At 36.8% G+C, this 14,087-nt stretch carries 13 protein-coding genes and 2 pseudogenes; 6 read left to right on the top strand and 9 right to left on the bottom strand.

Going from position 1 to position 14,087, the window contains the following annotated elements:
• Positions 1–3 precede the first annotated feature (3 nt).
• The 3 genes from AB5M32_RS06540 (at position 4) to brnQ (ending at position 4,134) form a co-directional block, all read left to right on the top strand.
• Entirely contained in the window at positions 4–744 is a 741-nt protein-coding gene (locus tag AB5M32_RS06540) for an amino acid ABC transporter ATP-binding protein (protein WP_010720365.1), read from the top strand.
• A 270-nt stretch (positions 745–1,014) separates the two neighbouring features.
• Entirely contained in the window at positions 1,015–2,370 is a 1,356-nt protein-coding gene (locus tag AB5M32_RS06535; protein ID WP_010736842.1) for an amino acid permease, read from the top strand.
• Positions 2,371–2,778: 408 nt separating this feature from the next.
• Entirely contained in the window at positions 2,779–4,134 is a 1,356-nt protein-coding gene (gene brnQ, locus AB5M32_RS06530) for a branched-chain amino acid transport system II carrier protein (protein WP_178286951.1), read from the top strand.
• A gap of 606 nt (positions 4,135–4,740) precedes the next feature.
• Here the strand turns inward: brnQ and AB5M32_RS06525 are convergent.
• The 8 genes from AB5M32_RS06525 to treR all read right to left on the bottom strand — a co-directional run bounded on the left by AB5M32_RS06525 (position 4,741) and on the right by treR (position 10,057).
• Positions 4,741–5,076: a hypothetical protein gene (locus tag AB5M32_RS06525; RefSeq protein WP_178286953.1), complete on the bottom strand. Its 336-nt coding sequence runs from the start codon at positions 5,074–5,076 to the stop codon at positions 4,741–4,743.
• Between the two features lie 160 nt (positions 5,077–5,236).
• Positions 5,237–5,611: a hypothetical protein gene (locus AB5M32_RS06520; RefSeq protein ID WP_010720369.1), complete on the bottom strand. Its 375-nt coding sequence runs from the start codon at positions 5,609–5,611 to the stop codon at positions 5,237–5,239.
• A gap of 136 nt (positions 5,612–5,747) precedes the next feature.
• A complete protein-coding gene (locus AB5M32_RS06515) occupies positions 5,748–6,212 on the bottom strand; it encodes a low molecular weight protein-tyrosine-phosphatase (protein WP_161637991.1) in 465 nt (154 codons plus the stop codon).
• A gap of 13 nt (positions 6,213–6,225) precedes the next feature.
• Positions 6,226–6,807, bottom strand: coding sequence for a TetR/AcrR family transcriptional regulator (locus tag AB5M32_RS06510; protein WP_010720371.1), 582 nt, complete (start codon positions 6,805–6,807; stop codon positions 6,226–6,228).
• 92 nt (positions 6,808–6,899) lie between these two features.
• The gene (gene ruvB / locus AB5M32_RS06505; RefSeq protein ID WP_010720372.1) at positions 6,900–7,901 is read right to left on the bottom strand and encodes a Holliday junction branch migration DNA helicase RuvB; all 1,002 of its coding nucleotides are present in this window, start codon (positions 7,899–7,901) and stop codon (positions 6,900–6,902) included.
• A 12-nt stretch (positions 7,902–7,913) separates the two neighbouring features.
• Positions 7,914–8,516, bottom strand: a complete 603-nt coding sequence (gene ruvA / locus AB5M32_RS06500) for a Holliday junction branch migration protein RuvA (protein ID WP_010720373.1) — start codon at positions 8,514–8,516, stop codon at positions 7,914–7,916.
• Positions 8,517–8,822: 306 nt separating this feature from the next.
• A complete protein-coding gene (gene msrB / locus AB5M32_RS06495) occupies positions 8,823–9,266 on the bottom strand; it encodes a peptide-methionine (R)-S-oxide reductase MsrB (protein ID WP_034698687.1) in 444 nt (147 codons plus the stop codon).
• A 77-nt stretch (positions 9,267–9,343) separates the two neighbouring features.
• Positions 9,344–10,057: a trehalose operon repressor gene (gene treR / locus AB5M32_RS06490; RefSeq protein ID WP_010720375.1), complete on the bottom strand. Its 714-nt coding sequence runs from the start codon at positions 10,055–10,057 to the stop codon at positions 9,344–9,346.
• Positions 10,058–10,290: 233 nt separating this feature from the next.
• On the opposite strand from treR, the gene treP reads away from it, so the two are divergent.
• The 3 genes and pseudogenes from treP to AB5M32_RS06475 all read left to right on the top strand — a co-directional run bounded on the left by treP (position 10,291) and on the right by AB5M32_RS06475 (position 13,278).
• The gene (gene treP, locus AB5M32_RS06485; protein WP_034698684.1) at positions 10,291–12,276 is read left to right on the top strand and encodes a PTS system trehalose-specific EIIBC component; all 1,986 of its coding nucleotides are present in this window, start codon (positions 10,291–10,293) and stop codon (positions 12,274–12,276) included.
• A gap of 420 nt (positions 12,277–12,696) precedes the next feature.
• Positions 12,697–12,841: pseudogene (pepG1, locus tag AB5M32_RS06480) on the top strand (type I toxin-antitoxin system toxin PepG1).
• A 295-nt stretch (positions 12,842–13,136) separates the two neighbouring features.
• Positions 13,137–13,278, top strand: a pseudogene (locus tag AB5M32_RS06475) (putative holin-like toxin).
• 223 nt (positions 13,279–13,501) lie between these two features.
• On the opposite strand, the gene AB5M32_RS06470 reads toward AB5M32_RS06475, so the two are convergent.
• Positions 13,502–14,059 carry a nucleoside triphosphate pyrophosphatase gene (locus AB5M32_RS06470; RefSeq protein ID WP_034698682.1) on the bottom strand — a complete coding sequence of 186 codons (558 nt, stop codon included), beginning with the start codon at positions 14,057–14,059 and terminating at the stop codon, positions 13,502–13,504.
• Between the last annotated feature and the right edge of the window lie 28 nt (positions 14,060–14,087).

The following is a 14,087-nucleotide window of genomic DNA, read 5'->3' as shown; positions in this document are numbered from 1 at the left end:
ATCATGAGTGAAGAAATCATTAAAATCAATCATTTAAGAAAAAGCTTTGGTGAAAATGAAGTATTAAAAGACATCAGCATGGATATCCATAAAGGTGAAGTTGTAACCATCATTGGTTCTTCTGGTTCTGGTAAATCAACTTTCTTACGCTGCATCAACCTTTTAGAAAAACCTACTGGTGGCGAAATTATGTATAATGGTGAAAATATTCTTGCGCCAAAATATAACTTGCCTAAATATCGAACAAATGTCGGAATGGTATTCCAATCGTTCAATCTTTTCAATAACATGAATGTCTTAGAAAACTGTATGTCTGGTCAGACGACTGTCTTAAAAAGAAACAAAGACGAAGCTCGTAAAGTCGCTCTTGAAAATCTAGAAAAAGTTGGAATGGAACGTTATATTGAAGCCAAACCTTCTCAATTATCAGGTGGTCAAAAACAACGTGTGGCAATCGCTAGAGCCCTCTCAATGGACCCAGATGTAATGTTATTTGATGAACCAACCTCAGCACTTGATCCTGAGATGGTCGGAGAAGTATTGAATACCATTCAAGACCTAGCTCACACTGGTTTAACGATGATTATCGTGACACATGAAATGGAATTTGCAAAAGATGTTTCTGATCGTGTCATCTTCATGGATAAAGGTGTTGTTGCTGAAGAAGGAACCTCTGATGATATTTTTGTTCATCCAAAAGAAGAACGTACCAAAGAGTTTTTATCACGTATCTTAAAAAAATAGAAGAAAGCCTTTATCCGAAACGACAGGTTCGTTTTGATAAAGGCTTTTCCTTTTTTGGGAAATGATTCACTATTTTCTCATGTTTATCTGCAATCTATTTGAACACCATTCATTAATTCATCAGTCGATCATTCTCTCCTCTTAGATTGATTGGTCTGATTGCATTTGTTTGAAAATGAATTTTTGAATATTTTCTGAATTAAGTTGTAATTTTTAGAAAATTCTATTAATATAGAAATTATCAAATTTTTTAGTTAGGATGATTAAACAATGGTTGAAGAGCAACAAGAACTACAGCGTGGACTTAAGAATAGACACGTTCAACTGATTTCGATTGGTGGTGCGATCGGAACAGGTCTTTTCTTAGGAGCAGGAAAAACGATTCAATTAGCTGGTCCTTCTATTTTACTGGCTTATCTTATTACCGGGTGCGTTTGTTTCTTTATTATGCGTGCCTTAGGTGAACTTTTATTATCTAATACAAATAATCATTCATTTCTTGATTTTGTTGCAGAATATCTTGGAAAAAAAGTTGCTTTCGTAACAGGTTGGACTTATTGGTTTTGTTGGGTTGCGATCGCCATGGCGGATTTGACAGCGATTGGGATGTATGTCCGTTACTGGGTTCCAGGAGTCCCACAATGGCTTCCTGAATTGATCGCTCTGATTTTACTGCTTGGTTTAAACATGGTGGCTGTTTCATTATTTGGTGAATTAGAATTTTGGTTTGCTTTGATCAAAGTCGTTTCCATTATTGCATTTATTATCGTTGGTATTTACATGATTCTTACCCATTACAAAACAAGTGCTGGACCTGCTAGTATCACCAATCTCTGGTCACATGGCGGCTTTTTCCCAACTGGTACGAAAGGATTCATTCTTTCCTTTCAGATGGTCACATTTGCCTTTACAGGAATCGAATTAGTCGGTTTGGTTGCTGGTGAGACCAAAAACCCTGAGAAAGTCTTACCCGAAGCTATCAATAATATTCCTATTCGAATCATTCTTTTTTACCTTGGTTCTTTGTTCGTTATCATGTCTATCTATCCTTGGAATAGCTTAGATGCGAACAACAGCCCATTTGTCGAAGTGTTTTCAGAAATTGGGATCACCGTAGCCGCTTCTTTGATTAATTTAGTCGTATTGAGTGCTGCGGCTTCTGCTTGTAACAGCGCGATCTACAGTACAGGACGTATGTTACGCTCTCTTTCACAAGAAGGTAGCGCGCCTAAAAAATTCCGTCAGTTGACTTCTCACCGTGTACCAGGAAATGCGTTAGTTTTTTCAACTATTGTGATTTTTATTTCCGTTATCCTAAATTATGTGATGCCTAGTGAAGTATTTACACTCGTCAGCAGTATTGCGACTACTTGCTTTTTATTTATCTGGGGAATACTCGTTTACACTCACTTAAAATATCGTAAAAGTATGTTAGGTAAAAAAGAGCATACGTTCAAAATGCCTTTTTATCCTTATAGTAATTTTCTTGTTTTTGCCTACATGATTTTCATTTGTCTAGTTTTATTTCTTGGCAAAGACACACGTATTGCCTTACTCTTAACTCCTGTTTGGTTTATTGGGTTATTGATCATTTATCGAATGAAATACGAAAAACAATCACTTTGAAATACTGACAACAATCCATACTAAAAAAAAATAAATTGATAAAAGTATGTTAGGACTCTCTTTTTTATAAGCCGCAAAAAATCTTTAGAATATGAGATTGAGACAAAAGTGTTTCGCATCAAGAATAAGAAGGAATTTCCGAAGATGCCACTTTTGTCTCACCATTTATTCGGTTTTAGAGCTTCTAGAAGCGACTGAGGCAAGTTTTGGCTCAGCCTCCAGATTTTTTGGTCAATTACTTATAGAACATCTCCCCTTCAATTACTCTCTCACAGAACCACTCAGGATATAATGATTATTTCAACTCAAGATCAATACTTTATACTCATTATTTGATTAGAAAAACATTGCTAAACTACGTTATTTTTGTTACTTTAAAAAAAGTATAAATAAGTAAAGGAGAAATCTATGACAAAAAAATTGACGTTCAAAGAAAGTATGTTTATCGGTTCAATGTTATTCGGTTTATTTTTTGGTGCTGGTAATTTGATTTTTCCCGTTCACATGGGACAAGAATCTGGCTCTGCCGTTTTCTGGGCCAATCTTGGCTTCTTAGTAACTGGGATCGGACTACCTTTTTTAGGTGTAATTGCCATCGGTGTTTCAAAAACATCAGGGGTTTATGAATTAGCAGAACGGATCGGCAAAAAATATGCTTTGGTTTTTACTGTTTTGCTTTACCTCGTCATCGGACCGTTTTTCGCCTTACCAAGATTAGCAACTACCTCTTTTGAAATTGGTTTAGCTCCATTTATCCAAGCCAAGCAACAACATGTATTTTTAGTTATTTTTAGTATTTTATTTTTCTTCACTGCTTGGTGGTTATCCAGACGGCCTACTAAAATCCTTGATTATGTAGGAAAATTCCTTAATCCTGCCTTTTTGATTTTACTAGGAATCTTGTTGGTACTTGCTTTTATTCATCCATTGGGTGCAATCGATCAAGCTACTGTCCAACCTAGTTATCAAGAACATGCTTTCTTTACTGGTTTTACTCAAGGATATAATACGTTAGATGCACTTGCTGCCTTAGCATTTGGTATCCTTATCGTTACTACGATTCGCAATATGGGCGTAACAAAGCCTTCTGAGATTGCTAAGGATACGATCAAATCTGGTGCAATCAGTATCGTTTTGATGGGAATCATCTACACATTACTTGCTTATGTGGGAACAATGAGTCTCGGTGGATTTGCTTTAAGTTCAAATGGCGGGATCGCACTAGCGCAAATCGCAGATCATTATTTAGGAACTTATGGCAGTATCTTGCTCGCTCTTATTGTGATCCTTGCTTGCTTAAAAACAGGGATTGGACTAATCACTGCTTTCGCAGAAACCTTTACCGATCTGTTTCCTAAAAGAAATTACATTGTATTTGTGACACTAGCTAGTGCACTTGCTTGTTTGGTCGCTACTGTGGGATTGACAAATATCATCCAAATTTCATTACCTGTCTTGATGTTTATTTATCCTTTAGCAATGACCTTGATCTTACTCGTTCTTGTGGGTCCATTGTTTAAACAACGTCCTGCTGTTTACCGCATGACCACTTATTTTACACTAATTGCTTCAATTTTAGACGGTTTAAATGCTTGCCCAGACGGAATCAAGCAAACCAGCTTTGTCAAAACGTTGTTAGACTTCGCAACGAATTATCTGCCATTCTTTAAATTAGGAATGGGTTGGATCGTCCCAGCATTGATTGGTTTAGTAATTGGCTTGATTTGGAGTATGGTTAAAAAAGAAACACCTATTGTAGAGTAACGGCATCTAGGACGATCATTCTTCTAAAAGAAGGAACGGTGTACTATCATCACTTCTGTGAAATGAACAGAGCATATTTGAAGTAACTTTCCATTATTAGATTGCATCTAACAGTGGAAAAGTGCTTCAAATATGCTCTATTTATATATACAAGAAGGAACCTGTGTATTTTACTTCTATTTTCGGCTCTGAATTTTTTACTAAGTCATTAGAATCAACAGATAACTGACAAAATTACTTTTTGAATGAATCCATTGGATGTACTTAACTATTTAGTCAAATGGCTAGCAGAAATATATTTTCCTAAAAAAATTACCAACTTCCAAAAACTTTCGTCACAAAAAATTCACAACTCCTGAGTAATATATAAGCATACCAACAAACAACCCTAACAACACTTTTTCATTTTTAACTCCTTATCCTGCTAGCTCCCCGGCTAGCAGGACTTTTTTATTGAACTAGAAATGGCTGAGACAAGCCTGAAAAATAGTTTTGTCTCAACCATTTTGTGTTTTAGTTTATCTATCACCAACTAGCCAGCTTTTGTCATTCCTAATAGTCTTACCAATTTTTCAAAGTATCATTCTTGGTTTTCGTTTTATCGTATCAAAAAAACTGCCAATTCATCCAAGTAGGATTATGAAAACCTGTAAAGTAATAGAGGCATAGATAAATTACCCAAATACTACCAATTAAGACATCGATTCGTTTTCCAACTTTAGATTTTACTGATTCTCCCAAGCCAACAAACACCATCATCAGACCAATCAAAAATAAATTTAATGCGTTTGTATAATAGTTATCCAAATCTGGAAATAGGACGAACACTATATTTAAAGAAACAACGATTGTAGCTGCAGAAAGGAATAAAGAATCAAATATATTCCATCCGGCTATCTTCCAATTTTTGGTCATATAATTAATCAAACGATTCTTTGGCACCCATAACACCTCTCTATTGATTGATAAAATCCATCTATCCTCATGACTTGATTATGTACTGCTCTAGTATTGATTTTCAGTTTTCTCTTCGCCAGCATCATATGAAAAAAAGCAAAAAGCGACGGAAAATGAAGAATCTATTCCATCGCTTTTTTTGCTTCTATTTAGATAACCGCTCTTGATCTCCTGCTGGAGAAAGACTGGTGATTTTTTCGATTTGATCAATTGGAACCATTCGTATTTGTTGTTCCTTGTTTTGTAGGCGAATCATGACTACTTCTTTTTCAACATTTTTTGTAGCTACCCAGCCTGAAATCGTTTCGTACTTATTACTTTTTCGATTGGCTCTTACTTGTAAAATCACTAAACTATGTTGAGTAGCTGCTTTTTGCAGCTCTAAAACAAACTTTCCTTGCAAACGTACATTCTCTGCTATTTTTTCAGTGTCATTTACAAAAGAATCAAAAAGCTGATACGACGTATGCGTGACTAACTTGGTCAATTTCTTCATTGGTGATACTGTTTCTTCGTTCATTGAATGCACTCCTCCTTTAGCTAAGAAAGTGTTACTTAATTAACTATATTCTACCTAAGATTTAACGAAATAACAAGAATATTATCTATACTGAGCAACAAAAAGAAAGCGTTGCCTATATAGATATATCGTTATTTTATTTATCTTTTTTCCATTCTTGCATCCAATACTTGAGCCCTTCAGTCAATAATTGGTAAGTTTCGTCAAAGTTATCGGTATAGTATGGATCAGGAACATTTTGTGTTTCTTTTCCAGGAACCCGACTTAAAAATAAATGGATCTTATGTTGTGCGTCGGTCGGTGCCATCCGTTGTAAATTCTCTACGTTAGATTGATCCATGCCAATGATCCAATCAAATCGTTGAAAATCTTCTTCTGTGATTTGGCGTGCAATCATTTGACTCGTATCCACGTTCTCATTTTCTAAAATTTTCTTTGTTCCTTTATGAGGTGAACGCCCCACTTCATAAGTGCTTGTCGCTGCAGAATCAATCAAAAATCGATCAGATTGTCCGTCTTCAGCTACCATTTTCTTCAACAAACCTTCTGCCATTGGTGAACGGCAAATATTTCCTAGACATACAAATAAAACTTTCGTCATGTTTGATCTCCTTCTAATCATTTGTTTCCAGCTCTTCTTTTGCATACAACCGATAGGAATATAATTCTGTATCTTTGGCTAAGCGGAACAATTGGACGGCGATTTCTAGAGGCGTCTCTTCGTAATCATGTGTAATCCAATTGATTAGAACCCCACTACATCCATAAGAAAAAAAACGAGCATAAAACAATTTGTCCGCTTTTGATAACTGCTTTTCTTCATCCATTTGATCAAAAATCTTAATAAATGATTGCTGGATAACAGCAGTAAACTCTTTTTGTAGTATTTCTTGGTCAGATGTAACAGTGTTCGCATAAAATTCTTTTTGTGCAGCAATTGCCTTCAACATTTTTAATGCTTGCTCTTCCCAGTTGTCTAAAGAAAGAGAATGAGGATCTAAATAGCATAAACAATCTTCGTAATACACCCATCTCAACAAATCGTATTTATCTGTAAAATGGTAGTAAAATGTTTGGCGATTGATGCCTGCCTCATGGGCGATTTTCTGTACACTGATCTTTTGAAAAGACTGCTTTTGACATAAATCAATCAATACGTTTTTAATCAATTGCTTAGTATGCGGTGTATCGCCCATCTCATCATCTCCTATCTTCTTTACAAAAACTTCTCATTCTACGATTTTCTTGAAAAAGTATTTATATGGACAGTCGATTCAAGTATCCTTTTTTATACTTGATAATCGTATCCAAAATGTTCATAGGCATATGGTGTGGCGATCCTTCCACGAGGTGTCCGTTTCAAGAAACCTTTTTGGATCAAAAAAGGTTCATACATATCTTCAACAGTTTCTCTTTCTTCACCAATATTGACAGATAACGTACTCAATCCAACCGGTCCGCCACCATATAATTCAATCATCGTACGTAATAGTTTCTGATCGACATAATCCAAACCTGCCTGATCGACTTGTAACAACGTTAATGCTTGATCGGCAATGGTTTGATTGATCTTGCCATCTCCCTGTACTTGTGCAAAATCACGTACCCTTTTTAACAAGCGGTTAGCAATCCGTGGTGTTCCTCTTGAACGTCTAGCAATTTCCAGTGCACCTTCTTCAATGATCTCTGTTTGAAAAATATCAGCAGAACGAATCACGATTTCTCTTAAATCAGCTTCTTCATAATATTCCATATGAGAAATAATCCCAAATCGATCACGAAGTGGCGCTGAAAGCATACCTGCACGAGTTGTTGCGCCAATTAATGTAAAAGGTGGTAAAGGAAAATGAACAGGATGAGCAGTTGGTCCTTGTCCAACCATTATATCAACGTAAAAATCTTCCATGGCAGAATAAAGCATCTCTTCTGCTACACGAGGTAATCGATGAATTTCGTCAATAAATAAAACATCGCCAGCTTCTAACTCATTTAAAATAGCAACCAGATCTCCTGGTCGCTCGATTGCGGGACCACTAGTTGTTCGTATATTGACTGCCATTTCATTCGCAATCACCATTGCCATTGTCGTTTTCCCTAATCCCGGCGGACCATATAACAAAACGTGATCCAACGGCTCTTCCCTGTGACGGGCAGCTTCAATATATATTTTGAGTTCCTGTTTCACTTTCTTTTGACCAATATATTGGGAAAGTAACCGTGGGCGGAGGGTCTTCTCTAAACTTAATTCATTCTCGCCCGTTTCAGGGGATAATAACTGTTCATCGGTCATCATTTTCCCTCCTTATTTTTTCATCATTAATTTTAAAGCTTGGCGTAAGTATTCATCTGTTGTGAGATTTTCTACTTCTTTTAGTTGTTTCTCGACCCGCTTGACCTCTTTATCACTATATCCAAGTGCTGATAAAGCTTCCATTGCTTCTGATAATGCCGTCGCATCTTGTGCTGTACTTTCATCAAATAAATTGAAGGGCGTATCGATACTTAATTCGCCAAATTTTCCTTTTAAATCTAAAATCATTTGTTGAGCTGTTTTTTTACCCACACCAGGGAATTTGGTCAGATAAGTCACATCCCCTGTTTCAACCGCTTGAATCAATCCTGAATGATCATCACTAGCCATAATCGCTAAGGCACTTTTTGGTCCAATTCCTGAAACACTAACTAACCTTAAAAATAATTGTTTTTCTTCTAAAGAATCAAATCCGTACAGAAGATGTGCATCTTCTCGAATGACCTGATGGACGTAAAGTTTGATTTCTTTGTTTAGCTTACTACTATAACGATAGGGATTGCCTAATGCAATTTGATAACCGATCCCATTTGTTTCGATTACTAAATAATAGGGATTGATAAAGGTTACTACACCTGTAAGATATTCATACATCTGTTATCCTCTTTCTTTCACACACATATGTTCGCATATTTTCTTCCATTGTAGCATACTTTTTCTTTTGAAAAAAGAGAACAGAAGATCGAGCTACGCTTCTCCTTTTTAACGTAAGTTTATCAAGGTTTTTAGGATAAACATTTTTTGCAAGAGATTTTAATTGAACGATCAGAGTTTCAGCACTTTCCTCAAAACAAAGGATCAATATTCAGGAAACAACGCTTCAATAAAGATAAATAAGAAAAAACCTTGAAACAATCAAAAATTGTCTCAAGATTTTTTACCCAAAAATAAAGCTCTTCCTTATTCAACTTGTGATAGATATTCTCCATATCCTTGTTCTTCCATTTCTTCATATGGAATAAACTTTAAAGCCGCAGAATTGATGCAATAACGTAGTCCGCCTTTTTCAGCAGGACCATCATTGAATACATGCCCTAAATGAGAATCTGCTTGACTGCTTCGCACTTCCACTCGGTGCATACCATGAGAAAAGTCGGCCTTTTCTTTAATATCTTTTCTAGTGATTGGTTTACTGAACGCCGGCCAGCCACATCCCGCATCGTATTTTTCGGCTGAGCTAAACAATGGCTCCCCACTGACAATATCGACATAGATCCCTTTTTCATAGAAATCATCATATTTCCCACTAAATGGTCTTTCTGTTGCGTTTTCTTGCGTCACAGCATATGAAATTGGAGATAATTCCTCTTTTAAATCACGCTCATTTTTCTTGAAATCGCCCACTAAAAACGCCTCCTTTTTCTTTTAATCATAACGACAAAAGTATCAGAAGCAAACATTCTGCTCATAGTAATAATTGCTTAGACTTTACGACGTCTAGCAAACTCGACGAAACGAAATTTATCTAAACGGTGAATTGATTCTGTATACTCGAAACACCTTGTATCTTCGAGGTGAACCAGTCCTCTTACTACCACGACATAGCGATCTCCATGTAGATCCATCATCTCTTCGATTTCAGGAGTTACTTCTTCAACGGTAATTTCTTTCTGGGCGTAAGCAATCGTTAGTTGCAATTCATTTTCAAAGTATTCGTAGATCGAGCCAGCAGCTTGTGTTGCTGTTAAAGTTGGTACCACATTTTTTAATAAATAATCACGATCTAATATGACCACTTCTCCATTGATTTTCCTTTGACGAATCAAATGCCAAACCGGCGTTTTTTTCTTCCAGCCTGTTATTTCACTCAATGATTGGTCCACTTCTGTTTCTTCGATTAATTGAACGATGGTTTCACTTGGGATTCGTTGTGTTTCCTGTAATTCTTTGTAGCTTGTTAATCCTGCAATTGGAAAATCAAATCGATTGCGGTCTAAAACAATCGAACCCTTTCCTTGTTTCTTTTGGATATAACCTTCAGTCGTTAACAGGTTAAGCGCTTTTCGAATTGTTTCTCGTGAAACACCATAAATTTGAATCAGCTGATTTTCACTAGGGAGCAAAGTATGCGGAGGGTATTGTTGATCCAAAATTTTTTGCTCTAAATCTAAAAAAATTTCATTAAATTTATTCATTACATTTCCTCCACTTAATATTCAATTTCTTTTAGTCGCATATAAACTATACTACAGCTTTTTTGTTATTTCAATTGCCCCCTCTTTTCACATATCCCTACACTAAGCCAAGTGTAACGATTACATTTTTTCATTTTTCGCTTGTAAAACGCTTGCAATAGTAGGAAGAAACAAGTATAGTATGGATAAGATAACTTGTGTATACAAGTTTAAAAAGAAAGGGGTTTATTCCTATGGCAAAGTACCAAGCAGATGCTGAGAAACTGTTAAAGGAAATTGGTGGAAAGGAAAATATTGCTGCAGTTAGTCATTGTGCCACTCGGATGCGCTTTGTCTTAAATGATCCAAAAAAAGCCAATGAAGAAGCAATCGAAGATATTCCTAGTGTGAAAGGGATGTTTACCAATGCTGGGCAATTCCAAGTCATTATTGGTAACGATGTTTCAACCTTTTACAACGACTTCGTTGCTGTATCAGGTGTTGAAGGCGTATCCAAGGAGCAAAGTAAAGTTGCTGCTAAACAAAATCTCCACCCTGTCCAACGAGCAATCGCTGTTTTGGCAGAAATTTTTACACCATTGATTCCAGCCATTATCGTAGGGGGACTGATTTTAGGTTTCCGGAACGTATTAGAAGGAATTCAATTTGAAAGTCTTGGTGGAACAATTGTTGAACACTCTCAATTTTGGAACGGCGTAAACGGCTTTTTATGGCTACCTGGCGAAGCAATTTTCCATTTCTTACCAGTTGGTATCACTTGGAGTATCGCGAAAAAAATGGGCACTACACAAATATTAGGAATTGTTTTAGGGATTACGTTAGTTTCACCGCAATTATTAAATGCCTATAGTGTCGCATCAACAGCTGCGGCTGATATTCCATTTTGGGATTTTGGTTTTGCTCAAGTTGATATGATTGGTTATCAGGCACAAGTCATTCCAGCGATGCTTGCTGGATTTATGTTAGCTTATCTTGAAATTTTCTTCCGTAAATATATTCCACAGTCGATTTCTATGATATTTGTTCCATTGTTCTCTCTACTCCCAACAGTCTTAGCTGCCCATGTCATCTTAGGGCCTGTGGGTTGGACAATCGGTAGTTGGATCTCAAATATTGTTAATACTGGCTTGACTTCTTCAATCAGTTGGTTATTTAGTGCCGTCTTTGGTTTCTTATATGCACCTTTAGTAATCACCGGCTTACACCATATGACGAATGCAATTGATATGCAATTGATTGCCGATTTTGGCTCTACGAATCTTTGGCCAATGATTGCTTTATCAAATATCGCACAAGGTTCGGCAGTTCTTGCGATCATCTTCTTACATCGCGGAAATAAAAAAGAAGAACAAATCTCGATTCCAGCAATGATTTCTTGTTATCTAGGGGTAACTGAACCTGCAATGTTTGGGATCAATCTAAAATATGTTTACCCATTTGTTGCCGCAATGGTTGGTTCAGGTTTAGCTGGAATGTTTGCCAACTTGATGAATGTACGTGCTAATGCAATTGGTGTTGGTGGACTACCTGGTATTCTAGCCATCCAAGCAGAAACTTGGGTTCCGTTCATCATTTCTATGATCATTGCAGTTATTGTTCCATTTGGTTTAACCGTAATCTTCAGACGTCAAGGGATCTTAAATAAAATCGATCCTGCTGTACCCGTAGAAGACACAACTGGCTTACAACTACAAACAGCTGATGGAAACAACGTTTCACCACAAAAATTTGAAGCTGCCAATGCAACAGCAGTTTCTGCTCCGACAGAAGAGTTATTCGCTGTAGCAGATGGACAAATCAAGGAAATCACCGAAGTAGCAGATCCTGTTTTTGCTCAAAAAATGATGGGTGAAGGTTATGCTGTACTACCTTCCAACGAAAAAGTTTATGCTCCAGTCGCTGGTAAAGTAACAAATATTTTTGATACACAACATGCGATTGGTCTTTTAACTAATGAAGGTCTGGAAGTTCTCGTTCATATGGGTCTAGATACTGTCGAATTGAATGGGCTACCTTTTACGATCCATGTAAAAGAAGGCGATTCAGTCACGCCAAAAACACAACTAGCCGACATGGACCTCACAGCAATTGAGCAGGCTGGGAAGAAAACGGACATCTTAGTTGTATTAACAAATAATGAAAAAGTTGCTGCCTTAACATTAGATCAAACAGGTCTCGTTCGTCATAGCGAACAAATTGGAAAAGCGCAACTAAAATAAAAAATACTACTGTATAAAAATAACCTGAAAAAATTCTTCTAGTGAATTTTTTCAGGTTATTTTTCACTCTTTAAGCGTTGGTACTTTCATCAACACTTTAGTCAGTTTGATCGTCACTATGCTTAAAAACGACAAAAAGAAATAGCCGTCACTTTAACCGAAGTCTGGCTATTTCTCTTTGAAATATCTGATTAAACGGTCACCGTCTTTCGCGGTGCTGTCCAGGGGAGTTGTTGGTCGCAACTCCTCTTTCGTTTTTATTATACCAGTTACTTTAGGTATTTACAACGTTCTTAAAGATAGAATTCCTCTTAAAAACCCTAAATAAAAATAACGTTTTTAGTGGCGACAATGTGCTACAATAAACTCGACAGTAAAGTGGATCGACGGTGGCAACTTCTCACAAAGGTGGTGGTGCTTATGGGAATAAGTACTAAAATCTATGAAAGGAGTTCGCTTTTTGTCCGCATATGAGATCGTTCAAACCATGCTTGGCTTTGGTACTTTCACCATCGCTTTAGTCAGTTTGATCGTTACTATGCTTAAAAACGACAAAAAGAAATAGCCGTCACTTTAGCGAGTATAGCTATTTCTTTTTGAACTATTAAACTAATTCGCCACCGTCTTTCGCGGTGCTGTCTAGAGGAGTTGTTGGACGCAACTCCTCTTTAGTTTTCATTATACCAATTCCTTCAGGTATTTACAACTTTCGTAAAGATAGAATTCCTCTAAAAAAACCTAAATAAAAATAACGTTTTTATGTTTTATAAAACACGTTTCTCGTGGCGATAATATGCTACAATAAACTCGACAGTAAAGTGGATCGACGGTGGCAACTTCTCACAAAGGTGGTGGTGCTTATGGGAATAAGTACTAAAATCTATGAAAGGAGTTCGCTTTTTGTCCGCATATGAGATCGTTCAAACCATACTTGGCTTTGGTACGTTCACCATCGCTTTAGTCAGTTTGATCGTCACTATGCTTAAAAACGACAAAGAATAGCCGTCACTTTAGCGGGAGACTGGCTATTCTTATTCTTTGTCGAATATTTAAATTCAACCGCCACCGTCTTTCGCGGTGCTGTCCAGGGGAGTTGTTAGCGCAACTCCTCTTTCGTCTTGATTATACCAATCACTCATACACTTTGCAATTCTAAATATGACTGAAAGTAGCGGACACAAACTTGAACGTTCCTATCTCAATTTCTGATTTCCGTCAACTGCAGCTACATAAAATTTTTCAAACCTTGATAAACTGCACCGATTGGAAATCCAACAATACTGTAATAGTCGCCTTGGATCTCTTTAACAAATGCACCTGCAAAACTTTGAATACCATACGCACCAGCTTTATCCATATAATCACCGGTTACTAAATAGGCTTCGATATCCTTAGTTGTCAAAGGATAAAAGGTCACCTTAGCTTGTGCTAAGATTTTTTCTTCTTGATCACCTTTCGTCAACACCACGGCTGTATATACTTCATGCGTTTTCCCACTAAGTTTTTGAAGGATAGCTTTTGCCTCTTGTTCATCCGCTGGTTTACCGATGATCTCATCATTGAAAACAACTGTCGTGTCACTTGCAATCACCAATACATCATTATCGTATTGATGTTTGACTACTTTTGCCTTTTCAGTTGCCATTCGCTCAACATAATTTTTAGGTTTTTCTTGAACAAAAGGTGTTTCATCGATATCAGCCGGATGAACATCAAATGCACTAACCAGTCGCCCTAATAATTCTTTTCTTCTAGGGGACTGCGAAGCTAACACAATTTTCATCTGTTTCTTCTCCTTTTCATGAGACTCA

The sequence above is a fragment of the Enterococcus sp. C57 genome, assembly GCF_040887305.1.
Lineage (GTDB): Bacteria > Bacillota > Bacilli > Lactobacillales > Enterococcaceae > Enterococcus_B > Enterococcus_B hirae.
Note: the sequence above shows the minus strand (reverse complement) of the source record. Positions and strands in the feature narration are given on the sequence as shown.

Bases quoted from the DNA above. Each gene is read 5' to 3' on its own strand.
- ruvA (WP_010720373.1), bottom strand. From the start codon at position 8,516: ATGTATGAATATCTTACAGGTGTAGTAACCTTTATCAATCCCTATTAT.
- ruvB (WP_010720372.1), bottom strand. From the start codon at position 7,901: ATGACCGATGAACAGTTATTATCCCCTGAAACGGGCGAGAATGAATTA.
- AB5M32_RS06515 (WP_161637991.1), bottom strand. From the start codon at position 6,212: ATGACGAAAGTTTTATTTGTATGTCTAGGAAATATTTGCCGTTCACCA.
- treR (WP_010720375.1), bottom strand. From the start codon at position 10,057: ATGAATAAATTTAATGAAATTTTTTTAGATTTAGAGCAAAAAATTTTG.
- AB5M32_RS06540 (WP_010720365.1), top strand. From the start codon at position 4: ATGAGTGAAGAAATCATTAAAATCAATCATTTAAGAAAAAGCTTTGGT.
- brnQ (WP_178286951.1), top strand. From the start codon at position 2,779: ATGACAAAAAAATTGACGTTCAAAGAAAGTATGTTTATCGGTTCAATG.
- AB5M32_RS06535 (WP_010736842.1), top strand. From the start codon at position 1,015: ATGGTTGAAGAGCAACAAGAACTACAGCGTGGACTTAAGAATAGACAC.
- AB5M32_RS06470 (WP_034698682.1), bottom strand. From the start codon at position 14,059: ATGAAAATTGTGTTAGCTTCGCAGTCCCCTAGAAGAAAAGAATTATTA.
- treP (WP_034698684.1), top strand. From the start codon at position 10,291: ATGGCAAAGTACCAAGCAGATGCTGAGAAACTGTTAAAGGAAATTGGT.
- AB5M32_RS06520 (WP_010720369.1), bottom strand. From the start codon at position 5,611: ATGAACGAAGAAACAGTATCACCAATGAAGAAATTGACCAAGTTAGTC.
- AB5M32_RS06510 (WP_010720371.1), bottom strand. From the start codon at position 6,807: ATGGGCGATACACCGCATACTAAGCAATTGATTAAAAACGTATTGATT.